23 protein-coding genes are annotated in these 26085 nt (G+C 62.7%); 10 read left to right on the top strand and 13 right to left on the bottom strand.

Annotated elements, in window-relative coordinates:
* Positions 1-16 precede the first annotated feature (16 nt).
* From RG2_RS04225 to RG2_RS04190, 8 genes are read right to left on the bottom strand one after another with little or no spacing between them, the layout of a single operon-like run.
* Positions 17-628 (bottom strand): TetR/AcrR family transcriptional regulator, encoded by a 612-nt coding sequence (locus RG2_RS04225; RefSeq protein ID WP_033236422.1) that lies wholly within the window; start codon positions 626-628, stop codon positions 17-19.
* A gap of 16 nt (positions 629-644) precedes the next feature.
* On the bottom strand, positions 645-1442 hold the full coding sequence (locus tag RG2_RS04220; RefSeq protein ID WP_033236423.1) for an enoyl-CoA hydratase family protein: 798 nt from the start codon (positions 1440-1442) through the stop codon (positions 645-647).
* Positions 1443-1467: 25 nt separating this feature from the next.
* On the bottom strand, positions 1468-2628 hold the full coding sequence (locus tag RG2_RS04215; RefSeq protein ID WP_033236424.1) for an acyl-CoA dehydrogenase family protein: 1161 nt from the start codon (positions 2626-2628) through the stop codon (positions 1468-1470).
* Positions 2628-4613 (bottom strand): acetyl/propionyl/methylcrotonyl-CoA carboxylase subunit alpha, encoded by a 1986-nt coding sequence (locus RG2_RS04210; protein WP_033236425.1) that lies wholly within the window; start codon positions 4611-4613, stop codon positions 2628-2630. Before RG2_RS04210 ends, RG2_RS04215 begins: the two co-directional genes overlap by 1 nt.
* 8 nt (positions 4614-4621) lie before the next feature.
* The gene (locus RG2_RS04205; protein ID WP_019744291.1) at positions 4622-6220 is read right to left on the bottom strand and encodes an acyl-CoA carboxylase subunit beta; all 1599 of its coding nucleotides are present in this window, start codon (positions 6218-6220) and stop codon (positions 4622-4624) included.
* Entirely contained in the window at positions 6217-7365 is a 1149-nt protein-coding gene (locus RG2_RS04200) for an acyl-CoA dehydrogenase family protein (protein WP_033236426.1), read from the bottom strand. Before RG2_RS04200 ends, RG2_RS04205 begins: the two co-directional genes overlap by 4 nt.
* A complete protein-coding gene (locus RG2_RS04195; RefSeq protein WP_033236427.1) occupies positions 7362-9083 on the bottom strand; it encodes an acyclic terpene utilization AtuA family protein in 1722 nt (573 codons plus the stop codon). Before RG2_RS04195 ends, RG2_RS04200 begins: the two co-directional genes overlap by 4 nt.
* Entirely contained in the window at positions 9080-9901 is an 822-nt protein-coding gene (locus RG2_RS04190; protein ID WP_033236428.1) for a TIGR03084 family metal-binding protein, read from the bottom strand. The genes RG2_RS04195 and RG2_RS04190 overlap by 4 nt, the downstream gene beginning before the upstream one ends.
* 109 nt (positions 9902-10010) lie before the next feature.
* Here RG2_RS04190 and RG2_RS04185 point away from each other — a divergent pair, with 109 nt between their 5' ends.
* The 3 genes from RG2_RS04185 to RG2_RS04175 are packed head-to-tail and all read left to right on the top strand — an operon-like array spanning position 10011 to position 12241.
* Positions 10011-10811: a crotonase/enoyl-CoA hydratase family protein gene (locus tag RG2_RS04185; RefSeq protein WP_033236429.1), complete on the top strand. Its 801-nt coding sequence runs from the start codon at positions 10011-10013 to the stop codon at positions 10809-10811.
* Complete coding sequence (locus RG2_RS04180; RefSeq protein WP_033236430.1) at positions 10808-11668, top strand: EamA family transporter; 861 nt, start codon at positions 10808-10810, stop codon at positions 11666-11668. The genes RG2_RS04185 and RG2_RS04180 overlap by 4 nt, the downstream gene beginning before the upstream one ends.
* Positions 11669-11713: 45 nt before the next feature.
* Positions 11714-12241, top strand: a complete 528-nt coding sequence (locus RG2_RS04175; RefSeq protein ID WP_033236431.1) for a gamma carbonic anhydrase family protein — start codon at positions 11714-11716, stop codon at positions 12239-12241.
* A 40-nt stretch (positions 12242-12281) separates the two neighbouring features.
* Here the strand turns inward: RG2_RS04175 and RG2_RS04170 are convergent, their stop codons facing one another.
* From RG2_RS04170 to RG2_RS04150, 5 genes are all read right to left on the bottom strand, one after another.
* Positions 12282-13268 carry a pirin family protein gene (locus RG2_RS04170; protein WP_033236432.1) on the bottom strand — a complete coding sequence of 329 codons (987 nt, stop codon included), beginning with the start codon at positions 13266-13268 and terminating at the stop codon, positions 12282-12284.
* 39 nt (positions 13269-13307) lie between these two features.
* Positions 13308-14402: an LLM class flavin-dependent oxidoreductase gene (locus RG2_RS04165; protein ID WP_033236433.1), complete on the bottom strand. Its 1095-nt coding sequence runs from the start codon at positions 14400-14402 to the stop codon at positions 13308-13310.
* A 147-nt stretch (positions 14403-14549) separates the two neighbouring features.
* The gene (locus RG2_RS04160; protein ID WP_033236434.1) at positions 14550-16076 is read right to left on the bottom strand and encodes a DHA2 family efflux MFS transporter permease subunit; all 1527 of its coding nucleotides are present in this window, start codon (positions 16074-16076) and stop codon (positions 14550-14552) included.
* Positions 16073-16543, bottom strand: a complete 471-nt coding sequence (locus tag RG2_RS04155) for a MarR family winged helix-turn-helix transcriptional regulator (RefSeq protein WP_033236435.1) — start codon at positions 16541-16543, stop codon at positions 16073-16075. The genes RG2_RS04160 and RG2_RS04155 overlap by 4 nt, the downstream gene beginning before the upstream one ends.
* 88 nt (positions 16544-16631) lie before the next feature.
* Complete coding sequence (locus RG2_RS04150) at positions 16632-17597, bottom strand: NADPH:quinone oxidoreductase family protein (protein ID WP_033236436.1); 966 nt, start codon at positions 17595-17597, stop codon at positions 16632-16634.
* Between the two features lie 378 nt (positions 17598-17975).
* Here RG2_RS04150 and RG2_RS04145 point away from each other — a divergent pair, with 378 nt between their 5' ends.
* The 7 genes from RG2_RS04145 (at position 17976) to RG2_RS04115 (ending at position 26084) form a co-directional block, all read left to right on the top strand.
* Positions 17976-18695 carry an ANTAR domain-containing response regulator gene (locus RG2_RS04145; protein ID WP_051730712.1) on the top strand — a complete coding sequence of 240 codons (720 nt, stop codon included), beginning with the start codon at positions 17976-17978 and terminating at the stop codon, positions 18693-18695.
* Positions 18696-18698: 3 nt separating this feature from the next.
* Positions 18699-19784: a glycosyltransferase family 4 protein gene (locus RG2_RS04140; protein WP_051730713.1), complete on the top strand. Its 1086-nt coding sequence runs from the start codon at positions 18699-18701 to the stop codon at positions 19782-19784.
* A 139-nt stretch (positions 19785-19923) separates the two neighbouring features.
* Positions 19924-20781 carry a glycosyltransferase family 2 protein gene (locus RG2_RS04135; protein WP_080711842.1) on the top strand — a complete coding sequence of 286 codons (858 nt, stop codon included), beginning with the start codon at positions 19924-19926 and terminating at the stop codon, positions 20779-20781.
* Entirely contained in the window at positions 20778-21947 is a 1170-nt protein-coding gene (locus RG2_RS04130) for a glycosyltransferase (protein WP_033236437.1), read from the top strand. Before RG2_RS04135 ends, RG2_RS04130 begins: the two co-directional genes overlap by 4 nt.
* Entirely contained in the window at positions 21944-23839 is a 1896-nt protein-coding gene (locus tag RG2_RS04125) for a putative glycosyltransferase family protein (protein ID WP_072782296.1), read from the top strand. The genes RG2_RS04130 and RG2_RS04125 overlap by 4 nt, the downstream gene beginning before the upstream one ends.
* Entirely contained in the window at positions 23836-24774 is a 939-nt protein-coding gene (locus tag RG2_RS04120) for a hypothetical protein (protein ID WP_033236439.1), read from the top strand. The genes RG2_RS04125 and RG2_RS04120 overlap by 4 nt, the downstream gene beginning before the upstream one ends.
* Positions 24774-26084, top strand: a complete 1311-nt coding sequence (locus RG2_RS04115; protein WP_033236440.1) for a lipopolysaccharide biosynthesis protein — start codon at positions 24774-24776, stop codon at positions 26082-26084. The genes RG2_RS04120 and RG2_RS04115 overlap by 1 nt, the downstream gene beginning before the upstream one ends.
* The last annotated feature ends 1 nt before the right edge of the window (position 26085 follow it).

The following is a 26085-nucleotide window of genomic DNA, read 5'->3' as shown; positions in this document are numbered from 1 at the left end:
GATCAGAGCTGCGCGATCACGACACCGGCGCTGACACACGCACGAGAGTCGAGTCGAGTTGCGCCGCCCACGTTCTGACCACCTCGGACCGTCGACGCGAGTCGTCGGTCAAGACATCTGCCAACCCCAGCCCTCGGGCAAGGTCAAGGGTCGCCTGCACCAGACGGTGCGTCGTCGGATCTGCGTCGTCGGCGCCAAGACTCTCGACGGCCATGCGGTGCGCGATGCGCCCGAACCGTTCCTCGAGTGGCAACACTCGCGCTCGCAAGTCCGGGTCGGAAGCTGCCGCCGTCCACACCTGAAGTGCTGCCTTGAACAGAGTGCCGGTGTAGTACTCGACCAATCGGGAGATGATCGCCTCGGTTCGACCGGCACCCGCGGGAAGGTCGGTGGACTCTTTGCGTGCCTGATCCATTCGGGCGTCGAACATCACCTCGAGTGCCGCGGTGATCAGGTCCTCACGCGTCGGGAAGTGGTGCTGCATGGCACCACGGGATACCCCGGCCCGCTGCGCGACGACACTCATCGTCGTTGCACCCCATCCGAGTTCGGCGAGACACTCCACCGTCACTTCGAGCAGGTGGGAGCGCGTGACTCGACTTCGGTCCTGCTTGGGTTCTCGAGTCATCGCGCCGCCATCCCTTCTACTGTGCGTTCTGTTGTGCCCAGGCTGCTGGACGCTTCTGCAAGAAAGACATCATGCCCTCACGAGCCTCGTCAGAGGAAAACAGCCGCGCCGACTGCGCGATCATCTCCTCGCCGTCTCGGTCGAATCCGGCCAGGACCTGCCTGGTCGTGAGCCATTTCGATTCGGCCAGCCCCTGTGGCGAGCACTGACGCAATGTGACCAAGAGTTCAGTGATCGACTCAGCGGTGCCCTGCGACGCTTCCGTCACCAGCCCGATAGCGTGGGCCTCGTTCGGTCCGAACTTCTCTCCGGTGAGCAGGTACCGGCTCGCAGATCGCTGGCCGAGCCTCGGTAGGACCGTGAGCGAGATGATGGACGCGGCCAACCCCAATCGTGATTCCGTCACCGCGAAGGTGCTCGCCGGTCCGGCGACGACGATGTCGCACGCCCCGACAAGACCCATACCCCCGGCCCGGACGTGACCGTCGATGCGCCCGATCACGGGCTTGGGCAGCTCGAGAATGCTGCGCAAGAGCGTCAGCATCCCCCGCCCACGCTCTTTGACTGCCTCCTCCGGAGATACGGACGACCCGGATGCTTCACTGAGATCGGCTCCCGCACAGAATGTTCCACCGGTGTGGGTGAGCACCACTGCTCGAACTGCCGGATCAGCGGCCGCCGACGTCAGTCCAGCCTGCAACTCCGTGACCAACCGCGTCGAAATCGCGTTGCGGTTGTGTGGTGAGTCGAGAGTGATCGTGGCCGCACCACCGGATACTTCGTACCGTACGTATGGCTTGTCCTCGTCCGTCATGCTTCGCCCTTTCCAGTGAGACCGTCTAGTAAGACCGAGGCAGACCGAGAGAATGCTGCGAGACGAAGTTGAGGATCATCTCGCGGCTCACCGGCGCGACACGGGCGATACGAGCCGCGCCGAGCATGGCGGCCAGTCCGTATTCCTTCGTCAGACCCGCCCCGCCGTGCGTCTGGATCGCCTGATCGAGTGCCTTGATGCTGGCCTCGGCAGCCGCGTACTTCGCCATGTTCGCGGCTTCGGCAGCACCGAAATCGTCACCACTGTCGTAGAGGACCGCGGCCTTCTGCATCATCAGCTTGGCGAGCTCGAGTTCGATCTTCACCTGCGCGAGGGGATGCGAAATACCTTGGTGGGCACCGATCGGCGTCTTCCACACCGTGCGCTCGTTGGCGAACTTCACCGCGGCGTTCAGGGCGTAACGGCCCATTCCGATGGCCATCGACGCACCCAGGATGCGCTCGGGGTTGAGACCGGCGAACAACTGCATCAGGGCGGCATCGGCTTCGCCGACCAGAGCGTCGGCCGGCAGCCGTACATCGTCGAGGAACAAGATGAACTGGTGGTCCGGCTCGATGATATCCATCTCCATCTGTGTCTTCACGAATCCGGGAGAATCCGTGGGGACGATGAACAGAGCGGGCTTGAGCTTGCCGGTTTTGGAGTCCTCGGTGCGCGCGACGATGAGCACTGCGTCAGCTTGATCGACGCCCGAGATGTAGATCTTGTTGCCGCTCAGGATCCAGTCTTCGCCATCCCTGCGTGCCGTCGTCGTGATCTGGTGTGAGTTCGAACCCGCGTCGGCCTCGGTGATTCCGAACGCCATGATCTTGGAGCCGTCGGCGAGGCTGGGCAGCCACTGCTGCTTCTGCTCCGCAGTGCCGTACTTGCCGATGATGGTGCCGCAGATGGCCGGCGAGACGACAACCAGGAGCAGACCGGCACCCTGCGCCGCCAATTCCTCCTGCACCAGCGCGAGTTCGTAGATGCCGGCACCGCCGCCGCCGTATTCCTCGGGCAGGTTGACGCCCAGGAACCCGAGTTTGCCCGCCTCGTTCCACAATTCGGTGAGCGGCTCACCCTTGCGCGCCTTGGGCAGCACGTAGTCGACATAGTTGAAGCGCTCACCCAGTTTGGAAACGGATGCCCGCAGTTCCTTCTGCTCTTCGGTTTCGATGAAACTCATCATGCGTCCTCTTCTGTAGCGGGTTCTTCCACACGTGCGAGTACCGATCCGACCTCGACCTGCTGGCCGACGGCGACCGGAAGTTCTACCAGGACACCGGCTGTCGGCGCGGTGACGGTGTGTTCCATCTTCATGGCCTCTAGCCACAGAATCGGCTGGCCGGCAGTGACTGTGTCACCGAGTGCTGCGCCGAGGCGAATAACTGATCCCGGCATCGGAGCGAGCAACGAACCGGCGGCGACTTCCGCCGACGGATCGACGAAGCGCGGTGCTGCCGTCAACGCGACGGGTCCGAGCGAGGAGTCGACAAAAATCTCACTCCCGTAGGCCGCCACGTCGAACGAACGCCGAACTCCGCTCTGCTCGAGCACTACCCGGGTCGCAGTTGCCGATACCAGGCTCACGCCGTCGAACCCTTCTGCACTCAGCACGCCGCTTCGGCTCAGGGAGTAGCGGACGTCGTAGTCGCCCGACGCAGTGGAGTAACTCTTGCTCTGCGGCTGTGACGGGAGGTTGCGCCACCCGCTGGGCAAGCGGCCGATGACGCGCGCTGACGCCCGGTTGTGCGCGGCATCGGCAAGTGCCGCCGCCAGCGCCGAAAGCCTTTCGGCGTCGGTGTCGGCCAGAGGCGTTGACAACTTCTCGAGGTCATGGGTCTCGAAGAACGCCGTATCGGTATCCCCGGCAATGAAGGCCGGGTGAGCCAGGACATTGACGAGCAGATCGCGGTTGGTCCGCAGACCGTGAATCCTGGTGCGCGCCAGCGTCGACGCGAGCAGCCGGGCAGCTGCGTTCCGCGTCGGCGCGTACGAGATGACCTTGGCCAACATCGGGTCGTAGTGGACGCCGACAACACTGCCGTCGACGACCCCGGAGTCGAGGCGAACGCCCTGCTCACGCAGAACACTGAATTCTTGCGGGCCACCGGGCAACTCGATGTGGTGAACGGTTCCGCTCTGCGGCTGCCAGTTCTTGGCGGGATCCTCGGCGTACAGGCGCACCTCGATGGAATGTCCGCGAATCTCCGGCTGCTCGTCCGGAAGCACTTCACCTGAAGCGACCTGCAATTGCAGTTCCACCAGATCGAGTCCGGTGGTGCACTCGGTGACGGGATGCTCCACCTGCAGGCGAGTGTTCATCTCCAGAAAAAAGAAGTCACCCTTTTCGTCTGCCAGGAATTCAACGGTTCCCGCACCCTCGTAGCCGATGGCATTGGCGGCGAGCCGCGAGGCGTCGAACAGCTTGTCGCGCATGGCGGGGATGCGTTGCACGAGCGGCGACGGTGCCTCTTCGACCACCTTCTGATGCCGACGCTGGATCGAGCACTCGCGCTCCCCCACCGCCCACACCCCACCGTGGCGGTCGGCCATGACCTGAACCTCGATGTGCCGACCGGTCTCGAGGTAGCGCTCGCAGAAGACAGTCGGGTCGCCGAAGGCGGACTGCGCCTCACGCCGCGCCGCTTCCAGTTCGCCTTCCAGCGCCGACAATTCACGAACGACACGCATTCCGCGTCCGCCGCCGCCCGCCGACGCCTTGATCAGCACTGGCAGATGGGCGTCGGTCACCGCAATGGGATCGAGTTCGGAAAGCACCGGCACTCCGGCGGCGTCCATGATCTTCTTGGACTCGACCTTCGACCCCATGAGCTCGATGGATTCGACGGGCGGGCCGATCCACGTCAGCCCCGCGTCGATGACGCTGCGCGCGAACTCCGCGTTCTCGGAGAGGAATCCGTATCCGGGGTGAATCGCGTCGGCGCCCGAAGCCTTTGCGGCGGCGATGATGAGCTCACCCCGCAGGTAGGTCTCGGCAGGCGTGTTACCCGGCAGGCGAACCGAAGCGTCGGCTTCGGCGACGTGAGGGCTGTCGGCATCCGCGTCGGAAAATACCGCGACCGTGCCGATTCCGTTCTTCCGACAGGTTGCGAAGACACGGCGGGCGATTTCGCCACGATTGGCGACCAGTACTGAAGTGATTGTCACGGCGTGCCTCACATACGGAAGACGCCGAAGTTCTCGGTGCCTTCGATCGGGGCGGTGGCAATGGCCGACAGGCACATTCCCACCACGGTGCGGGTGTCTCGGGGATCGATGACGCCGTCGTCGTACAGACGCCCGGACAGGAACATCGGAAGTGACTCGGCCTCGATCTGGTTCTCGATCATCGCGCGCATGCCGGCATCAGCCTGCTCGTCGAAAACCTGGCCGCGGGCCTCGGCAGCAGCGCGTCCCACGATGGAGATGACGCCGGCAAGCTGCGCACCGCCCATGACGGCGGACTTGGAACTGGGCCAGGCAAAGAGGAATCTCGGATCGAATGCCCGTCCGCACATGCCGTAGTGACCGGCGCCGTACGACGCTCCGAGCAGGATCGAGATGTGCGGAACCTTGGAGTTGGCAACCGCATTGATCATCATCGATCCGTGCTTGATCATTCCGCCCTCCTCGTATTCCTTACCCACCATGTAGCCGGTGGTGTTGTGCAGGAACAGCAACGGCGTGTTGGAGCGGTTGGCAAGCTGGATGAACTGCGTGGCCTTCTGGGACTCTTCGCTGAAGAGAACTCCACGGGCGTTGGCCAGGATGCCGATCGGGTAACCGTTGAGCTCGGCCCAGCCGGTCACGAGGGAGGAACCGTAGAGCGGCTTGAACTCGTCGAAGTCGGAACCGTCGACGATACGGGCGATGACCTCACGCGGATCGAACGGAATCTTCAGGTCGGCCGGAACGATGCCGAGCAACTCTTCCGGATCCTCGAGTGGTTCGATGATTTCGGCACGAGGCGCCGGCCCCTTCTTGGTCCAGTTGAGGCGCTTGACGATCGAGCGCCCGATGCGGATCGCGTCCTGCTCGTCGGCTGCGAAGTAGTCGGCCAGTCCCGACTTGCGGGCGTGCATTTCGGCGCCGCCGAGTGCCTCGTCGTCGGATTCCTCACCGGTGGCCATCTTGACCAGCGGCGGGCCTGCGAGGAACACCTTGGAGCGTTCCTTGATCATCACGACGTGGTCGGACATGCCGGGGATGTACGCGCCGCCTGCAGTCGAGTTGCCGAAGACCAGTGCGATGGTGGGGATACCGGCGGCGGAGAGCTGTGTGAGGTCACGGAACATACGCCCGCCCGGGATGAACACCTCCTTCTGCGTCGGCAGGTCTGCTCCACCGGACTCTACGAGGGAGATCACCGGAAGGCGGTTCTGCATGGCGATGTCGTTGGCGCGGAATCCCTTACGCAGCGTCCACGGATTGCTGGTGCCACCGCGCACGGTGGGATCGTTGGCAACGATCAGGCATTCGACACCTTCGACAACGCCGATACCGACCACAGTGCTGGCGCCGACCGGGAAGTCACTCCCCCACGCAGCGAGGGGACACAGTTCGAGGAACGGCGAATCCTGATCGAGCAGGAGTTCGATCCGCTCGCGTGCCAGGAGCTTTCCCCGCTTGTGGTGCCGCTCGGTGTACTTCTCGCCGCCACCGGCAAGCGCTTTGGCGTGCTCGACCTCGATCTCGGCGAGCTTGGTGTTCATGGTCGATGTTGCGGTCTGATACACCTCGGAATTGGTGTCCAGCGTTGACCGGATGACACTCATGACTGATACCCCAATCGCTTGGCCGCGAGGCCGGTGAGGATTTCGGTGGTTCCGCCACCGATTCCCAGAATTCGCATGTCCCGGTACTGCCTCTCCACTTCACTTTCCTGCATGTATCCGAGGCCACCGAACAGCTGAACGGCTTGGTTCGCAACCCATTCGCCCGTCTCGACTGCCGTGTTCTTCGCAAAGCACACCTCGGCGATCAGATCGCCGTCACCGGCCATGTACCGCTCGATCACCGAGTGGGTGTACACCTTGGCGACGTCGATCTTGCGGGCCATCTCGGTGACGGTGTTCTGCACGGCCTGCCGACTGATGAGGGGTCGACCGAAAGTTTCGCGGGCGCGGCACCATTCGAGGGTCAGCTCCAGGCAACGTTCTGCACTGGCATACGCCTGCGCGGCGAGCGCGACCCGCTCGGAGACAAATGCCTGGGCGATCTGCGCGAAGCCGCTGTTCTCTGCGCCGACCAGATTCTCCACCGGAACCCGGGCATCGACAAAGGACAGTTCCGCGGTATCGGATGCGCGCCAGCCCATCTTCTCGAGTTTGCGCGAGACGGTGAAACCCGGTGTGCCCTTCTCGATCACGAGCAGTGAGACACCACCCGCGCCGGGACCACCGGTGCGCACCGCGGTGACGACGAAGTCCGCTCGAACGCCGGAGGTGATGAATGTCTTGGCACCGTTCACGACGTAATGATCGCCGTCGCGCTTGGCTGTGGTTGTCAGGTGCCCGACGTCGCTGCCTCCGCCGGGCTCGGTGATGGCGAGCGAGCCGATCTTGTCGCCGCGCAGGGTCGGCTTGACCCACTTCTCGATCTGCGCCTCGTCGCCGGCCGCAATCAGGTGCGGCACCGCGATGCCGCAGGTGAAGAGCGAAGCGAACAGCCCGCCCGACGCACCTGTCTGATGCATCTCCTCACAGATCACGATGGAGTCGACGGCGTCGCCGCCCTCACCGCCCGCCGATTCGGGAGCACTGGCGCCGAGCAGCCCGAGAGCGCCTGCCTTGCGGTGCAATTCGCGCGGAATCTCGCCGTCGCGCTCCCACTGCGTCAGATGCGGCAGAATCTCCTGGTTCACGAATCCGCGTACGGTCTCGCGAAGCGCAAGCCTTTCCGGTGTGGTCCACACGGTCACCGTGAATCCTCTTTCTCGTCAGTTGTGGGGAGTAGCGAAATCGGGATGTCGATGTGGCGCGAGCGCAGCCATTCACCAATTCCCTTGGCCTGCGGATCGAACCGCGCCTGCGAGGCAACACCCTGACCGAGGATTCCCTCGATCACGAAGTTGACGGCACGAAGGTGCGGAAGCTGGTAGCGAGTGACGGTAAGCTCCGCTGCCTCGGGCAGTAGTTCCTTGAGTTTCTCGACGGTCAGAGTGTGCACCAACCACTTCCACTGATCGTCCGTGCGAACCCAGACGCCGACGTTGGCGTTTCCACCCTTGTCGCCACTACGGGCACCGGCGATCGTGCCGAGCGGCACCGAGAGCGAAGACTGTGGCGGCAACGGCTCCGGACGCTCAGGTTCGTCGACCGGTTCGAGGTCCTGCGTCAGCGTCGACGGAGCGATGTCCACGCGAGTGCCGTCTGGCAGTAAGGCCACGTGAGGCACCGATCCCGCGTCGACGTAGCCGGGGGTGAACACTCCGTACGGTTGTCCGTTGCTCGGCGGCGCGGTCAGCGAGAAGCCTGGGTAACTGGCGAGTGCCATTTCCACCGCAACCGCGGAGAAGGGGCGACCGATCACCTTGGGGTCGGAGTCACGAACCACGCAGCGCAGCAACGCACTCGCTGTTTCCTCGGTGACGGAATCCGGGTGATCTGTGCGAGCGAGAGTCCAGACCAGTTCGGCGGGCTTCTTCGTCAGCCAGGATTCGAGTTGAGTCTTCGCCAGATCGGCCTTGGCCTCGATGTCGAGACCCGTGAGGATGAACGTGGCCTCGTTGCGGAACCCGGCCAGCGTGTTGAGTGAGACCTTGTACTGCGGCGGCGGAGCCTCGCCCGTGACTCCGCTGATCAGCACCCGATCCGGGCCTTCCTGGGTGAGCACCGCGTTGTCGATACGGGTGGTCACGTCCGGGCCTGCGTAGCGTCCGCCCGTGATCTCGTACAACAGCTGCGCCGTCACCGTGCCGACGCTCACCTCGCCGTCCGTTCCGGAATGCTTGGTGATGACCGAGGATCCGTCCGCGTTGATCTCGGCGATCGGGAAGCCAGGACGGCCCAGATTGGGAATCTCGGTGAAGAACGCGTAGTTGCCGCCGGTGGCCTGGGTTCCGCACTCGATGACGTGGCCAGCCGCGACAGCACCGGCCAGCTGATCGAAATCATCTCGCTTCCAACCGAAGTGATGAGCGGCGGGACCGACGATCACCGACGCATCGGTGACACGACCGGTGACCACGACATCGGCGTCGGCTGACAATGCTTCGACTATGCCCCAGGCGCCGAGGTACGCATTGGCCGTCAGCGGGGAGCCGAGTCCGAGTTCGTCTGCCCGAGAGATCAAATCGTCACCCTCGACGTGGGCGATCCTCGCCTTCAACCCCAGCTTGGTGTTGACCTCGCGCAGCGCGTCCGCCAGTCCGGCCGGGTTGAGGCCGCCGGCATTCGCAACGATCTTCACGCCCTTGTCGAGCGCGAGGCCGAGGGTGTCCTCGACCTGTCGCAGGAACGTCTTCGCGTAGCCGAGTGACGGGTCCTTCATCCGGTCCCGGCCGAGGATCAGCATCGTCAGTTCGGCCAGATAGTCGCCGGTCAGGTAGTCGAGTTCGCCGCCCTCGAGCATCTCGCGCATCGCCGAGACGCGGTCGCCGTAGAAACCGGAGCAGTTACCGATCCGTACCGAACTCATTTGCCCACCTTCGCTTCTCGTGCGGCTCCGCTGGATCCGATGGCGGCTCGTCCCTCGCCGCTGGGTCCGGCAAATGCCTGCGCAAACCCGAGCCACTCGTCCGCGTCGGCACCCACGGCGACCAGATCGAGATCGGCGCGATTGGCACGCTGAGTGACCAGCAAGCAGAAGTCCAACGCCGGCCCGGTCACCTTCTGCCGCGCATCTTCCGGCCCCCAGGTCCAGAGCGAACCGTCCGGCGCCGTCAACTCCACCCGGAAATCGTCGGCGGGCGGCGTCTTCTCGTTGACCGAGTACGCAAAGTTCCGCGTGCGGACACCCAGATGAGCGATGTTCTTGATGCGCGCCGTCGGGGCTCGCTCGACGCCGAGCGTGTCGGCAACGTCCTGCCCGTGCGCCCACGTCTCCATCAATCGCGCAGTTGCCATGGACACTCCGCCCATGGGCGGGCCGTACCAAGGAAACTTGGTACCGGCCGGGGCAGCGGTGAGCGCCTCGACGAGAGCAATGCGCCCCGCCCGCCAATCGGCGAGCAACTCTGCGGGCGGGCGGGCTGCCTGCTCGGCAGCACCGTCGTCGACAAATCCCGCCGGATTCACGAACGCCGCCTTCAACTGCTCCGCGAACCCGTCCGGGTCGGTGACAGCCAGGATCGCAGCACTGTCCGTCCAGTGCAGGTGCCCGATCTGATGCGCGATGGTCCACCCTTCCGCGGGCGTCATTGTCGCCCACTTCGCCTCGGGCAGATCCGCAACCAGCGCGTCGAGGCTCTCGCCTTCGGCCCGCAAGTCATCGATGAACGTCTGAAGTTCGGCCATGCGATCAGCATCACACTCGTAGTCATAAAAATCAAGCACGAATGATTGTTATTGAGAAATCTCGTGGTGAGAGACTGAGCTCAACTGCCATCGACTATCAGGAGCACCCATGAGCGACGCCGTACTGATCTCGCGAACCGGCGATGTGGTCACGTGGACCCTCAATCGCCCGGACACCCGCAACGCCATCTCCGAGATCGACATGATCGAGGCCCTCGAAGACGCGGTCACCGCAGTCAACCGAGATCAGAGTGTGCGCGCAGTCATCCTCACGGGGGCCGGGTCGGCTTTCTCCTCCGGCGGCAACGTCAAACACATGCGAGACAAGGAAGGCATGTTCGGTGGTGCTCCCGGCGAGATCCGCCAGGGCTACCGGCACGGCATCCAGCGCATTCCGCTCGCGCTGTACACGTGTGAGGTGCCGACCATCGCCGCGGTCAACGGCCCGGCCATCGGAGCGGGCTGCGACCTCTCACTCATGTGCGACCTCCGCATCGCCTCGACCGCCGCAGTCTTCGCCGAGAGCTTCGTCAAGGTGGGACTCATCCCCGGCGACGGCGGAGCCTGGCTGCTCCCCCGCGCGATCGGCAACGCCCGCGCCGCCGAGATGGCGTTCACCGGCGAACCGATCGACGCGACCAAGGCACTCGACTGGGGTCTGGTCTCGCAGATCACCGAGCCCGAAGAATTGCTTCCCGCAGCGCACGCTTTGGCAGCGCGAGTAGCCGCCAATCCCCCGCAGGTGCTCCGCATGACCAAGAAACTGCTCCGCGAGGGCCAGCACCAGAGCCTCGAGAGTTTGCTCGAACTCTCGGCCGCCATGCAGTCGATCGCCCATCACACTCGCGATCACCACGAAGCCGTTGCCGCGATGCTCGAGCGTCGAAGTCCTGAGTTCACCGGAGAATGAAGGCCGGCAGTCAGCTTCTGCCGGTCGGCGCAGTCCTCACCTCGATACTTTCGCTCCAGTTCGGAGCGGCATTCGCGACGACCCTGTTCTCGCAGATCGGGCCGGCCGGTGCCACGACGCTTCGGCTGACGATCGCCGCGATCATCCTCGGAGTCATCGTCCGCCCACGATGGAGCAGGTGGTCGAACCGGCAGCGCAAGGGCATATTTGCGCTCGGCGTTTCTCTGGCCGTCATGAACGGGGCCTTCTACATGGCCCTCGACACGGTGCCCATCGGAACGGCCGTCACCATCGAATTTCTCGGGCCACTCACACTTGCCGCGGTGCTGTCGAAGCGCTGGGCCGACGGTGCCTGGGTGCTGCTTGCCTTCGGCGGAGTACTTCTCCTCGGATTGGGTGATCACGGGGAATCCGGACTCGACGTCGTCGGCGTGATCTACGCACTCATTGCGGCCGCAGCCTGGGCGGGATACATCATCGCCGGTTCACACCTCGCCGCAACACTTCCGAGTGCCGACGGTCTGGCCGGTGCCACGATTGTGGCGGCCGTCCTCACCCTGCCGTTCGGTGTGGTCTCCGGAGGATCCGAACTGCTCGATCCGAAGATGCTTGCCGCCGGCGCGGCCGTAGCCATCCTCTCGTCCGTCATTCCGTACAGCCTGGAAATGTGGGCGCTGCGATCCTTGGCCAAGAAGGTCTTTGCCGTCCTCATTGCGCTCGAACCGGCAGCAGCAGCGTTGGCCGGCGTAGTCATCATCGGACAGACACTCGACTCCATGACCCTGGTTGCCATCGGACTTGTGGTCGTGGCGGGCATCGGCACCGTTGTCATGAATCGAAAGCCCACCCCGAAATAGTCCAGGTACCGTCAGAGCACGTTCATTCCAACGCACAGGAGAACCATGACCAACCCGATCATCGCCACCGTTCTCGGACGCACCCCGCAGATCGACGAGAGCGCGTTCATCGCACCCAATGCCACCGTTGTCGGCGCAGTGACCATCGCTGCCGGCGCCAGCATCTGGTACGGCGCGGTCATTCGCGGCGACGCCGAATCGATCTCCATCGGCGCGGACACCAACATCCAGGACAACTGCACGGTGCATGCAGACCCGACGTTCCCCGCGGTTCTGGGCGAGCGAATCTCGGTCGGCCACAACGCGGTGTTGCACGGGTGCACCGTCGAAGACGACGTGCTGGTCGGCATGGGCGCAGTGGTGCTCAACGGCGCACACATCGGTTCGGGATCACTGATCGCGGCCGGCGCCGTCGTCTCGCAGGGGATGCAGATCCCGCCCGGATCACTGGTCGCCGGCGTACCGGCCAAGGTCAAACGTGAACTCTCCGAAGGCGAAAAGGCCGGGATCAGCGCCAACGGCGCCGGTTACATCATGCTCGCCAAGGCCCATCAGGACATCGAACAGGCCTGATCGACACGACGCTTGCGGCCGGAAGCAGCAAGAGACGCGGCTAACCTCGGGGCCGCAACGTACTGTTCGGCAACTCGGGTGCCGGGAGCGCCGGACCGTCGTATCCCGGCACTACGCCGAAACGTTGATCAGGGACGCTGCCGTCGAATCCAGAGGCCAGTTCGGCCTGCCACTTGCGTCGATACTCGACGATCTCTTCGTGCGTGCGGCCCATGAAGTTCCACCACATGATGACCTGCTCGCCCAACGGCTTGCCGCCGAGCAGCAGGACCCGAGCTGGTTCGGAACCCGGGTTGCGTAATGTCAGCTTCCCGAAACCCGGTGCTTGATAACCCAACTCGGCCCAGCCGACGGTGGTGCCACGCAGCACTACCGATCCTTGATCGACGATCACTCCGTGTTCGTGCGAACGATCGACGTCGAGCGCAATGTCAGCGCCCGGATCGAGAACTATCTCGGCACCGAGCAATTCGGTGAAGGTGGATACCGGCGATTTCTCGCCGGCCAACGAGCCGAGGAACACGCTGAGCCTGGCGCCCCCAATGGTCACCGGTTCCGGTCGATAGTGAACAAACGCGGGGGCGGTATCGCGAGCCGCGTCCGGGAGAGCCACCCACAGCTGCATGCCGTGCAGAACCTTCGTTTTCGGCGTCGAGACCTCCGAATGCGCGATCCCGCTACCGGCCGTCATCAAGTTAAGTTCGCCCGGGCGCACCATCGCGTGAGAGCCGATGCTGTCGCGATGCTCGATCTCACCCGTGAACAACCAACTGACCGTCTGCAAACCGGTGTGTGGATGCGGCGGCACATGCATGCCGGGCCCCGAGCCGACGTCGTCCGGCCCGTAGTGATCGGCGAAGCACCACGCCCCGATCAGCGAACGATCGCGCTGCGGCAATGTGCGCCGCACCCGCATTGCCCGTGGGCCACCGAGCGGAACATCCCGCGGGGTGAGGATCTGAATCTCGCTGTTGTCAGGTTTGCCTTCACATTCCTGCTCTACGGGATGCATGTCGAGGTTGCTCATCTCTTCATCCTGCCTCGGGTTGCGTCAGGGTGCCCAGAACTATGCCGAGACCGCACTTGTGTCACGCGCGGCCTTCATCGACGCGTGGGTGGGCGGGTTGTCCGGGACATGCGCCGGACGACGGGCCGCGAATTCACGACGCAGAACCGGTACAACTTCCTCGCCGAGAAGATCGAGCTGCTCGAGCACCGTCTTCAGCGGAAGACCCGCGTGATCCATGAGGAACAGCTGGCGCTGGTAGTCGCCGAAGAAATCCGCGAACGCGAGGGTCTTCTCGATGACCTGCTCCGGCGAACCGACTGTCAGCGGCGTCTGCTCGGTGAACTCTTCGAGCGACGGTCCGTGACCGTACACCGGCGCATTGTCGAAGTACGGGCGGAATTCCTTGACGGCGTCCTGACTGTTCTTACGCATGAAGACCTGACCGCCCAGCCCGACGATCGCCTGATCGGCGGTGCCGTGTCCGTAATGCTCGTAGCGCTGACGGTAGAGGTTGATGAGCTCGATGTAGTGCTCCTTGGGCCAGAAGATGTTGTTCGCGAAGAACCCGTCACCGTGATACGCCGCGATTTCCGCGATCTCAGGACTGCGAATCGAGCCGTGCCACACAAAGGGTGCGATGCCGTCGAGCGGACGTGGTGTGGACGTGAAACCTTGCAGCGGAGTGCGGTACTCCCCTTGCCAGTTCACCACTTCCTCGTCCCAAAGCCGGCGCAAGAGCTGATAGTTCTCGAGGGCCAACGGAATACCCGCGCGAATGTCCTTGCCGAACCACGGGTACACGGGCGCCGTGTTGCCACGCCCCATCATGAGGTCGACGCGACCCTCCGCGAGATGCTGGAGCATCGCGTAGTCTTCGGCGATCTTCACCGGATCGTTGGTGGTGATCAGCGTCGTTGACGTGGACAGCGTGATCTTCTCGGTCTGTGCAGCGATGTAGCCGAGCATCGTGGTGGGTGACGACGGCACAAACGGCTTGTTGTGGTGCTCGCCTGTTGCGAAGACGTCGAGTCCCACGTCTTCGGCATGCTTGGCGATAGTGGTCATCGCCTTGATGCGCTCGTGCTCGGTGGGCGTGACCCCTGTCGTGGGGTCTGTGGTGACGTCACCGACTGTGAAGATTCCGAACTGCATGGCTACTCCTGTTCAGGGCGTTGATCCCTACGACTGCATGTAGATAATTTAACATTCAACCATCTGGGGCTATTCCCGCACCCTGAACAGCACTGAGGGCGGTAGGCACACCATGTGCTTACCGCCCTCAGCGCAAAAGAATACGTGTCAGTGCATCATGATCGGCGCCGCTGAATCACCCTCGGCTACAACTCGCGTCGTCTTGCTACGCGGCAGGAAGAATGCCGGGATGAAGGTCAAAGCAATCAAGACGGTAGCAACAAGGAACGTGTTGCCGAATGCGTCGGCGGCAGAACTCAGAATCGAATCGACCGTCGACGGATCCGGTCCCACCGGCGGCGGAAGGTGCGCCATGCCGACTTCATTGCTTGTCAGATCGCGATTGAGCAACTGGTTGGTGAGAACCACGGACATCACAGCGGTACCGATAGAGCCGGCGGTCTGCTGAACGATATTCATGAGTGTCGAACCGCGAGCGATCTGCTCGTTGGACAGCGTCACGATCGCGGCCGTCATCAGCGGCATCATCGTGCAGCCCATACCCATACCCATCACGAACAGGGCAGCCATCAGCATCCAGGTCGGGGAATCGGAAGCGACCTGCGTAAAGACACCCATGCCGATCAGGATCAACGGCAGACCCGTCAACACGATCTTGCCTGCGCCCATCTTGTCCACGAGTCGGCCGGCGATCGGCATGGTCAGCATTGCGCCAAGCCCCTGCGGAGCCATGAGGAGGCCGGCCTCGAGGGTCGTGTGGCCACCCACCTGGATGAAGAAACTCGGGAACAACAGACCCGCGCCCATGAACGCCACGATGAACAGTGACGTCGTGATCACGGCGACCGACAACTGCCGGTTCTTGAACAAGCGCAGGTCGATCAGCGGATGATCCTTACGCAGCGCATGGAACACAAACGCGATGATCAGAACCAAACCGATACCGGCGGAGACCAAGACCCTGGCCGACGCGACGGTCCCTACCTCGGGGATCGAGGACACACCGAAGAGGAACAGCGCCAAGCCCGGCGACAGCAGCACCATGCCGAGGAAGTCGAACGACTCCGAAGGCTGGGGCTTGTCCGAAGGCAGAATCTTGAAGGCTGCCGCCAACGCAATGGCACCGATCGGCAGGTTGATCAGGAAGATCCAGTGCCAGCTTGCGACCTCGATCAGCCAACCACCGAGGATCGGTCCACCGATGGGGCCGAGCAGCATCGGAATACCGAGCACAGCCATGACACGACCGATCCGTTCCGGACCAGCGGCCTTGGTCATGATCGTCATACCGAGCGGCATCAACATGCCGCCGCCAAGACCCTGCAGAACTCGGAAACCGATCAACGACGTGATGTCCCACGCCATCGCACAGGCAACCGAACCCAGCACGAACAGCACGAGCGCGGTCATGTACAGCCGTTTGGTACCGAAACGGTCCGCCGCCCAACCCGTCACCGGGATAACTGTTGCGAGAGCAAGCGTGTACGCGGTCATCGTCCATGCAACGGTGGCGTAGGACGTATCGAATTCCTCGGCAAATGTAGTCAGCGCGACGCTGACCACGGTCACGTCGAGAATCGACATGATGGCACCGAGCACCACCACGGATGCGATTTTGAGTACCGCACCGTCTAACTTGTCGGACGCCGGTGCCGGCGCGTTCGGCGATGTCATCGCGAAGTCTCCTGGGTAGATGCTCGCAGGTAGTCACCCGCGAGAATGGGCTCTAGCGCCTCGACAAGTCGAAGCCGTTCCGGCGCGGGCACGCGCGACGCAAAATCACGAAGCTGTCCACGCTTGCATTCGATGTGATTGGACGTGACCTTAACGCCGGCCTCCGACAGGGAAACCCGTTTGACGCGCCGGTCACGTTCGTCCTCACGCCGCACGACCAACCCCATCTGCACGAGGTGGTCGATATTGCGACCCGTCGCCGCCACCGAGAGCCGAAGCTCGTCGGCAACCTCGTTGATCGGGACGGGCGCATCGCACTGGCCGAGAGCAAACAGCACACGAACCTGACTGAACGAGAGATCCAACTCGATCAGTGCATCGATCGACTCCGAATCACCGGCGCTCATCAGGCGAGTGAACAACTCGTCGAGTGCTCCGAACAGGTCATCAGAATCCGAGGCGATCACCTGGCGAATAGTAGTGCGGATGCAACTATTGCCCAACCGTAACTAACGCGCAACCCGATTTCCGGTGAGCAACATCACCCTGGGAAACTCATTCCTGCACCAAAATGGCCTTTCCGAGAACTTTGCCCGTTTCCAAATCGGTAAGCGCCAAGGCCGCATCCTCCAGAAGGTATCGAGCCTTGACGATGGGACGCAACCCGTTTTCGACATGGCGCACCAGCGATGCATGCACCTCAGCAACTGCGTCGCGATCAGAACGTGTGAACTCACCCCACGCCGCCCCGACAATGCTGATGTTGCGGAACAGCACCCGGTTCAACTTCACCTCGGGAATCCCGCCGCCGGCAAATCCGATCACGACAAGGCGGCCTTCAGGGGCCAGAACGCGGACCGCCTCGTCGAAGGCGTCACCGCCGACGGGATCCACCACTATCTGCGCCCCCTTGCCGCCGGTCAGCTCGCGAACCCGCTCACCCCACCCCGGCGCCAGTGCCACCACCTCGTCAGCTCCCAACTCGCGGAGGAACTCCTCGACGCCGGCACGTCGAACAACGGCGATTACCCGAGCACCGTGCGCCTTGGCCAACTGAATGGTCGCGGTGCCCACACCGCCGGCCGCGCCGAGAACAACTACGGTTTCGCCGGCCACGATCTTGGCGCGACGAGCCAGCGCAAACTCCATCGTCTGGTAATTGATGATCAACGACGCGGCTTCGTCGAAATCCAAAGCGTCCGGGATTCGCAACACCTGCGAAGGGTCGACTGCTATTCGTTCCGCATATCCCCCGAGATAGGTCGCCGCAAGGACCCGGTCGCCCGCAGTGAATCCCGACTCCTCCGGCGCCGTGATCACGACACCCGAGATTTCCGCACCGGGGACAAACGGGGGCTCCGGCCGGATCTGATACTTGCCGTAGGTGATCAACAAGTCCGGAAAACAGACTCCACTGGCCTTGACGTCGATGAGAACTTTGCCGGACGCATCAGGCTCGGGGATCTCCTCGAGGTCGAGTCCTTGCGGGCCGGACAACTCGGTAACAACCATCGCACGCACAGCAACTCCTCATCGAGAAAGCAATCGGACATCATCTGTTCCCGACCTTAGCCTGCCGTCCGACCATCCCGGCCGATAGAACCGGACGCAAGGTATGGAAACTCGCTTCGCAAGGGTCGCAAGGAAATTCGCCGTCGACCACGGGCCATATGGGTTCCCATTCATTCCCTGGGTCTGTACGCTTGGGTCATATCGGGATTTCAGTTTGTTTCTGACCTCAGGTTCCGTCCTTCGGAACTGGATTTCAGAGCATCTGAATTCAAATATGTCCGAACCTTGTGCACTGGAACAAGATACGGAACATCTGCCACGTCTGCGCAGACACCACTTCTGCGGGGACAATTCACGGTACCGGTAACGACCTACGGTGGGATACCCATGCATGATGATGCCCTATACCTCTGTGCCCTGACCCATTTCGCGTCGCCGCCGCGCGAAGGTAACTCGGCAACACAAACACTCCACGAACTCGTGTGCTTCATCGCCGACATATTCGAAACCGCAGCAGCAAGCATCACCGTCGCCCTTCCCGATCAACCGGACATCACGTCGGTCAGTTCACCCGAATTCGATCGATGCGAACGAGAGTTTCGGATAGGGCCGGGGAGGTTACCCCGACTCGACAGCGTGCAGATCACCGATGTGCCGAGCGCCGCATACGCCTGGCCTGCCTTTGCTGCCCAAGCGAGCCACCTGGGCGTCAAAGCCGTGGCGGCGCTTCCGTTTTACCGGGAAGCGAGAATCTCGAGTGGGTCCGCGTCCCCCGCCCGAACCTCGATCGGGATACTGACCGTCTTCTCACACGAGATGATCATCTGGGACGACGACGATGTGAGCGCAGCCCAGGCACTGACCACCGTCGCGATGGGGTTCATACTCATGTCGCTCGAACTACACGAGCGCGAACGGGAATCCACGCAGCTGCAACATGCACTCGAAACCCGAATCGTTGTCGAACAGGCCAAGGGGATCATCTCGAAGGACCACAACACCACCATCGACTCGGCATACCAACTCATCCGCCGACGCGCACGCAGCCACAACGCGACCGTGCTGTCCGTCGCGCGGGCGATTGTCGAACTGGGACTGAAGGTGTGATCGATGCGCGTCGCTTTGGTGACACCGGCATTCCCGCCGTCCATCGGCGGAGTCGAAGACCACGTCGCGCAGTTGGCCACACATCTGAGCTCGACCGGGATCGATGTCGAAGTTTTCACCGGTAGCCGTCGAGCGGAAACGCCGGCGACCCCGCAAAAACGCGATTCGATTGTTCACCGCTACCCCGCCTGGACAACCACCGCCATGTCAGTCTCACCCCGACTTTTGGTGCGAACCATGCACCTCGACAATACTTTTGACATCGTCCACGTCCACAGCTATCACGCATGCTCCGCGTTGGCCGCATTGACGGGGTTCCGTCGGCCGGTCGTCTTCACCCCACATTTTCACGGCACCGGACACACTCGATCCACCCGCATGCTGCATTCGCTCTATCGGAAATTCTCCCGAGCGCTCTTCACCTCGAGCTCCGCCGTTGTCTGTGTCTCCGATGCAGAACTCGAGTTGGTGCATTCGTATTTCCCGGGCCTCGAAACCTACACAACTGTCATTCCCAACGGCGTCGACGCAACTGCAGTACGCGCCGCCACGCCGTATCCCGACGAAACCGCCACGCTGTTGTTTCACGGGCGATTGGAACCATACAAGCGGGTGGATCGGATCCTCGAGGCCATGGTCGAATTGCCCGACACCGTCCAGCTTGTTGTCGTCGGCGACGGTTCTGCTCGAAATGCACTGGCCGCCAGTTCCGCCCGCCTCGGACTCGGCGACCGGGTGCGGTTCACGGGACGGCTGGACACTCCTGGCATGCATCGCTGGCTCCGGACGGCGGACGTGTCCGTCTCGTTGTCCGAGCATGAAGCCTTTGGCATCGCCCCCCTCGAGTCGGCCGCGGCAGGATCACGAATCGTCCTGAGCGACATACCAGCTCATCGTGAGATTGTTCGGCGATTCCTCGGTACCGGAGCAGTCCTGATCCCACCGACTGCAGGCGCCACGTCCATAGCCCGTGCGATCGCACTTCAATTGAGTGCCGGTACCGGCGACGACGTGGTATTACCTGACTGGGCCGGCGTGGCAACCGCAACAGCCCAGGTGTACCGACATGTACTCCGAGGGGAGCCGTAGCGTGGAGTGTCGCCGAGGAGTAAGTTCGAATTAGTCGGCATGCCCTTGTTCCCTGGTACTTCCGCACCGATATTCGGAGCTGCCCCTGATTCCCGGTAGCTCGTCCCTCCCCGCACGGACGAGTCAGGTGGCACCCGCAATGAATCAGCCTTCGTTTCCGCACAGCCAGCCGCTGGTCAGCCTCTCGATACTGATGCCGGTCTTCAACGAGGAACGCACGCTGAAGGCAGCGATAGACCGCGTATTCGCCGTACATTATCCGTGCCGGATGGAACTGATAGTCGTCGACGACGGCAGCACCGATCGCACCGCACGAATTCTCGAAGCTCAGCGATCAGACGCTCGGACATCGAAAGACATTGTCGTAGTGACCCATCCGGTCAATCGCGGCAAGGGCGCGGCAATTCGAACCGGGTTGGACTACGCCGCCGGAAGTCACCTCGTCATCCTCGACGCAGATCTCGAATATCTGCCGAGCGATATTCCGTCGCTGATCGCACCGGTACTGGCCGGATACTCCGATCACGTGTTCGGCGCGAGGGTCCGCGGAGTCAACGCCTGCTTTCCGTCATTTCGGTTTGCCATAGGAGGCCGCGCAACAACCTTGTTTGCCAACGTGTTGTACGACGCTTGCCTGACGGACATGCACACTTGCCTCAAACTCATCCCGACCGATCACCTGCGCTCCCTGACATTGACGGAGGGCGGTTTCGGCCTCGACACGGAAATGACAGCGCGATTACTGCGGTGCGGTATCCGACCTCTCGAGGTGCCTGTGTCGTATCACGGACGATCGGTGTCGGAGGGCAAGAAAATCACCTGGCGAGATGGTGTTGCCTGCCTTGCCGTCCTGACTCGGATTCGGGTGCAGCACCGACCGGACATCGCACCCATTGTGCACCGGATCTCGGTAGTCGCAGCAGCACAGGGTGATCCGCCGAACAATCCACCCAACAGTCCGCCCACGGTTCTGCATCTGCCGAAGGCTGCGGGGTGAGCAGCGTGAACGCGGAAGGCAGACTCGAGGTAGTGCTCGTGGGTCCGGGCTTTCACTTCCTCAGTGGGTTGTCGGCCTACACCTGCACACTTGCGAACGAACTGAGTCGCGAACACGATGTGTCGGTGCTCCTGCTACGCCGGGTCATCCCGCGGCGGTTGTATCCGACTACTCGTCGCTCACCGAATACCGGCACCGCGCTTCGCTACGGCAACAATGTCACTCGCATCGGCGAACTCGACTGGTACTGGTTCCCCGGCCTATTGGGGGCCCTGGCTCGGCTTCGCTCGACAAAGCCGAATCTGGTTGTACTGCAATGGTGGACTGCCGCGACACTCCACACCTATATCCTCGTCGCGTTGTTTGCCCGGGTACTCGGCATTCGTGTGGTTGTCGAGTTTCACGAGACTCAGGACACCAGTGAGGCTTTGGTCTTGGGCGTCGATATGTACTGTCGACGCGGTATGCCCCTTCTGCTGTCGCTCGCCCACGGCGCGCTCGTCCACAACAACCATGATTTAGAGTTACTGCGCAGAACATTCGGCTCGCGTCCGTTCGACCGGCTCGACATCGAAACAGCACCCCACGGACCGTACACACACATCGCCGATTCCCCCGCCGATTCCCCGGCTTCTCACGATTCCCGCAGTGGGCCAACCCGACTGCTCTTTTTCGGCCTCATCAGACCGTACAAAGGGCTCGACGATCTCCTGGTGGCCTTCAACAAACTCAGCGCCGAGCAGGCCGCACAGTTTCATCTCACGATCGTGGGTGAAACCTGGGAGAACTGGCAGACTCCGGCAGCACTGATATCCGCCAGTCCACACCGTCGGCGCATTACCTTCGTGAATCGCTACGTCAGCGACGCCGAGGCAGGCCAATTCTTCCGCGATACAGACGTAGTGGTGCTTCCCTATCGGCGCGCGTCGGCAAGCGGTCCGCTGCAGATCGCAATGCACTCCGGACTACACGTCGTGCTCTACGCGGTGGGCGGACTGGTCGAAGCAACTCGCACCTACGAAGGCGCCCATCTGGTCGAACCCGACAACGTCGACGCACTCCGTCGTACCTTGATGTCGATTCCGCCGGACCGCCATCGACGATTCACCGACCACACGTCGTGGTCGACCACCCTGCGTGCGATCGAACGGTTGGCGCAATCATGATCGCACTCGCCCCGGTCGATGCCGAACAGGCTCCGCGGCATCGGTTCTCCGACACTTCACGCTCGGCGCTGCGGTCGTGGACATCGACAGGCGTCCTCCTTGCACTCGGAATACTCCTGATCGGTGTGTCGTACCGGATGTCGTCCGACGGTTCACCGCCGAATGTCTACTACGCAACCTTCTGGGTCGGTATGCTGCTCGGGGTTATTCCGCTGGCAGCCAAACTGGCGGCTTTCGGGACAACAGTCAATCAGCGCATCGGCGCGATAGCGTTGCTCGGACTCTTCACGGCAGTCCCGAAGTATCTCCGAAACCCTTTCGGTCCGTCGTATCACGACGAGTATGCGCACTGGCGTGAATCCGTCGACGTCATGTCGAGCGGCCAACTGTTCCCACCCAATTCGATCATCCCGATCGTCGAATACTTCCCGGGTACGTCAGCCCTGTCCGCCTCTATCGCTCAGCTGACCGGACTTTCGGCCTGGTCCGCCGGCGAAGTGTTGATGGTCGTCACCCACGTGATGACAATTCTCGGTGCGTACGTCCTTGGAACGTCGCTACTGCGCTCCGCCCGTGCCGGTGCCGTGGCAGCGCTGATCTACGCCCTCAATCCGTCTGCCATCTATTTCGACACTCAATTCGCGTACGAGGGTGTTGCCATCACATTCTTCATGTGGGCGTTGGCTTTGACCTCGATTGCCGCACGGTCGGACGATCGTCGTCGTCGAATCGCTTTTCTGTCGATCGCGGTCACGTGCGGCGCCGTATGCGTCGTGACCCACCATCTGACCACCATCGCCTTGCTCCTGATCTCGGGTGCAATCGCCGTCACTGTCACCGCATTCGGGTTTGTACGCGCACACCAAAGGCCATACGCATGGTGGGTTCTGCTGAGCGGCACCGCGGCCGTCGGCGCCGCCTGGCTTGTCTTTGTCGCATCACCGACCGTGAGCTACCTCTCGCCGTATCTCGCCAACTCGGTGACTCAGTTGAGCAGCATTGCCACGTCACAATCGAGTGGCCGCGAACTGCTCGCCGCCAATGTCCAACCACTCTGGGAACGAGCCTTCACTGCCGCCGCCCCGGCAGCGGTCGCAGCGATATTCGCGTTGGGCCTGTTGGTGATCGCGCGTGTGCGGGGCAAAGTCACGTCCGCAACCCTCGCGTTCATCGCCATCGGGGCCGTCTACTTCCCGTCCGTTCTGTTTGTGCTGGCCCCATCGGGTGCGGAGGGGGCCAGGCGCTCGTGGGCGTTCAGTTACGTCGGGGTGGCAGTGATGTGCGCCCTCGTCGTCGCATTCCAGGATCGGTTACCACGCATTGTGATCCGGTTCCGGAAACTGATCTCGCTCGCTGTCCTGATCGTCTTGCTGATCGGTAATGTCGGCGCCGGCCTCAACGATCCGTACCGCTTTCCCGGCCCGTTTCTCTGGGGCTCGGACACCAGATCCGCGAGCGCCGAAGCTCGGACGGTGGCCGAACACATTCGACTGAGAGAAGGTCGCGTGCGCGTCGTGACCGACCGATACACAACGCTGGCACTGGCGGCGTACGGCGAACTCTACGTCTCCGAACCGTCATCCGACTTTCCGGTGTGGGAGCTGACCCAGACCGACACCGACCCCGATACGAAGCTCGCTACCGACCTGGCCGGGGCAACCTACGACTACCTTGTCGTCGATACCCGAATGGCGGATTCCCCACCCTTCAACGGGGACAACTACGGCAGCGGAGATCCCCTGGCCGGCCTGCCGACACCGCCGTCGTACCTCGACCGACTCGACCACGCGCCATGGGCGTCGCTGATCATGTCGACCGAGCATCTCCGGGTCTACCGACTCGATTCGGCGAGCGTCGGCACCGAACTGACCGATCTGACAGGAACGCCATGAAACGCACTGACATTGCCACTCGGAGTCGCCAAGTCCTGGACGTGGTACTGACCTCCGATACCCTTACCGGAGTGAGGGTATCCGCCGTGGTTGCGGCCGTGTCTCTCGCCGCGGTACTGCTCCGGGCTCCCGTGGAACTTCGGGTGTGTGCAGTGGCCGCACTCCTCGTCATACCGGCGTGGGCGGCCGCGGCGCTGATCCTCGGCAAGACACCCGGTAGTACCGACACACGCTTCGACGGACTCGAAAAACCGCTGCGCGTACTTCTTCCAGCCCTGTTCACCCTCATCATCCTGCTCGAAACCGTTCTGGCACTTGGACCATTGGGATTTCAACTGACCACGTCAACCATCGCACTGGCGCTCTTTGCCGTATCAGCGGTGATGTTGTCCCTGTTGGCCATTCGCATCCGGCAGTCTCCGCGGAAACCTGAATCGCGCGCAGTCCCCGACGTACCGTGGCGCCGAGTCGGGAAAACCGCACTGGTCTCGCTCGCGTTGACGGCCCTGTGCGTCGGCGCGTTGATCGGAGCGCTCGCGATGCAGACAACGCAGCCCGAACGGTATGTCAACACGATTCTCACCGGCCCCGACACTGCCATCGCTGGCCAACTCGCAGTGGCACCCGGTACTCCGGTCGACATCGAATGGACATCGTACAGCTACGGATTCCTCTTTCCCACCCTGCCGCCGGACGTGTCCGCAACCATCGGTGGCGTCTCACCGACCGATCCGCGGTTTGTCACGACACCACCGACCGCGCCCTTCGACACCAACACCAATGCCCGCAGTGCCCAGGTCGGAACGGTGTCGTTCCTCGCACCGAACGAGCCCGGCCGGTACCGCGTCGCGATCGACATCGCGATAGCCCAGACCCCCGACACCGTCGGTGTCGGACCGACATCCCTCGTGCTCTATCTCTCCGTGGCGCCCTGATGAAGGTGACACTCGGCTCTCTCCCCCAGATCGCGCGGACCCGAATAGCCGAAGACTCGATGCTGCGCAACAGTTCTTACATGATGGCGAGCACCGTTCTCACCTCCCTCATGGGCTACGTGTTCTGGCTTGTTGTTGCTCACACGACATCAACAGCGGACATCGGAGTCGGGGCGGCCACCACCAGCGCCATGCAGGCGACGGCATTGATCGCGAGCGTCGGCGCTGCCACCGCGATGGTCGAGTGGTTACCGCGCACGCTCACGACTGATCGCTGGCGGCGAATACTCACCGCCGCAGTGACAGTCGTGATCGTGACTGCGGTGTCCGGGTCCGCAGTCGTGGTTCTCATCTTGGGATACGTTCTGCACACCCTCCCGTCGCTGAGCACCGCCGTTGCCGCAGCGGCATTCACGATGGGAGCCACATTCTTCGCGCTCGGCACGCTGGCCGACTGCGTGGCAGTTGCGCTACGCCGCAGCGGACTGCTCCTCGCGCGCAACATGCTGTTCACCGGCTTACGCATTCCGTTGCTGTTCCTTCCCGTGCTCATCAATGGCACTCACAACCAGATTCTGACGGCCTGGAGCGCGTCCGCGGTGATATCGGTAGTGTTCTCGACATTCTGGTGCAGACGAATTCGCGGTGAGCACAGCATGCGGCCACTGTTCGGACACCTCGTCTCCGACGTCCGGGACATGAGCGCGTCGCTTCTGGGGCAACACGTCGTGACTGTGGCTGCGAGTGTCACGTCATTCGTACTGCCGATCATCGTGCTCGCCAGACTGTCCGAATCCGACGGCGCCTACTTCTATGCGACCTGGATGCTCGGCGCGGTGTTCTTCATGATCAGTCCGTGCATCGCGATGTCGCTGTTCGCCGAGACCGCAACAGATCCCGAAGACATCCCGGCTCTCGCACGGCGCTGCAGTCGGATTATCGCGGCGCTGCTCGGCCCGTTGATCCTCGTCTACCTCATCGGCGGGGGTTGGGCCTTGCGGGTATTCGGCGAGTCGTACAGTGCCCACGGGAAAATGCTGCTGATCGTGCTGACCCTCTCTGCCATCCCGGACGCCGTCACCAATATCGCGGTGGCGGTTCTGCGCGCAGTCGGCAGGCTGCGCGAGGCAATGACGCTCAACGTGTCGATGCTGCTGATGTGCCTGGCGCTCTCCTGGATCCTGTTGCCCTCCATGGGGATTGTTGCTGTCGGAATCAGCTGGCTCGCAGCGCAGAGCCTCGGCGCACTCTGGGCGTTGGCGCGGTGGCGTTACATCATCGTGCCCGCACAGCAGAGGGTTCTTCGGTGAA

The organism is Rhodococcus globerulus NBRC 14531, assembly GCF_001894805.1.
In the GTDB taxonomy this organism is placed as follows: Bacteria; Actinomycetota; Actinomycetes; order Mycobacteriales; family Mycobacteriaceae; genus Rhodococcus_F; species Rhodococcus_F globerula.
This window is presented reverse-complemented; position numbering and strand designations above follow the sequence as displayed.

Bases quoted from the DNA above. Each gene is read 5' to 3' on its own strand.
- RG2_RS04220 (WP_033236423.1), bottom strand. From the start codon at position 1,442: ATGACGGACGAGGACAAGCCATACGTACGGTACGAAGTATCCGGTGGT.
- RG2_RS04225 (WP_033236422.1), bottom strand. From the start codon at position 628: ATGACTCGAGAACCCAAGCAGGACCGAAGTCGAGTCACGCGCTCCCAC.
- RG2_RS04215 (WP_033236424.1), bottom strand. From the start codon at position 2,628: ATGAGTTTCATCGAAACCGAAGAGCAGAAGGAACTGCGGGCATCCGTT.
- RG2_RS04175 (WP_033236431.1), top strand. From the start codon at position 11,714: ATGACCAACCCGATCATCGCCACCGTTCTCGGACGCACCCCGCAGATC.
- RG2_RS04145 (WP_051730712.1), top strand. From the start codon at position 17,976: ATGCATGATGATGCCCTATACCTCTGTGCCCTGACCCATTTCGCGTCG.
- RG2_RS04180 (WP_033236430.1), top strand. From the start codon at position 10,808: ATGAAGGCCGGCAGTCAGCTTCTGCCGGTCGGCGCAGTCCTCACCTCG.
- RG2_RS04140 (WP_051730713.1), top strand. From the start codon at position 18,699: ATGCGCGTCGCTTTGGTGACACCGGCATTCCCGCCGTCCATCGGCGGA.
- RG2_RS04185 (WP_033236429.1), top strand. From the start codon at position 10,011: ATGAGCGACGCCGTACTGATCTCGCGAACCGGCGATGTGGTCACGTGG.
- RG2_RS04205 (WP_019744291.1), bottom strand. From the start codon at position 6,220: ATGAGTGTCATCCGGTCAACGCTGGACACCAATTCCGAGGTGTATCAG.
- RG2_RS04195 (WP_033236427.1), bottom strand. From the start codon at position 9,083: ATGAGTTCGGTACGGATCGGTAACTGCTCCGGTTTCTACGGCGACCGC.
- RG2_RS04170 (WP_033236432.1), bottom strand. From the start codon at position 13,268: ATGAGCAACCTCGACATGCATCCCGTAGAGCAGGAATGTGAAGGCAAA.
- RG2_RS04115 (WP_033236440.1), top strand. From the start codon at position 24,774: ATGAAGGTGACACTCGGCTCTCTCCCCCAGATCGCGCGGACCCGAATA.
- RG2_RS04160 (WP_033236434.1), bottom strand. From the start codon at position 16,076: ATGACATCGCCGAACGCGCCGGCACCGGCGTCCGACAAGTTAGACGGT.
- RG2_RS04190 (WP_033236428.1), bottom strand. From the start codon at position 9,901: ATGGCCGAACTTCAGACGTTCATCGATGACTTGCGGGCCGAAGGCGAG.
- RG2_RS04120 (WP_033236439.1), top strand. From the start codon at position 23,836: ATGAAACGCACTGACATTGCCACTCGGAGTCGCCAAGTCCTGGACGTG.
- RG2_RS04125 (WP_072782296.1), top strand. From the start codon at position 21,944: ATGATCGCACTCGCCCCGGTCGATGCCGAACAGGCTCCGCGGCATCGG.
- RG2_RS04165 (WP_033236433.1), bottom strand. From the start codon at position 14,402: ATGCAGTTCGGAATCTTCACAGTCGGTGACGTCACCACAGACCCCACG.
- RG2_RS04135 (WP_080711842.1), top strand. From the start codon at position 19,924: ATGAATCAGCCTTCGTTTCCGCACAGCCAGCCGCTGGTCAGCCTCTCG.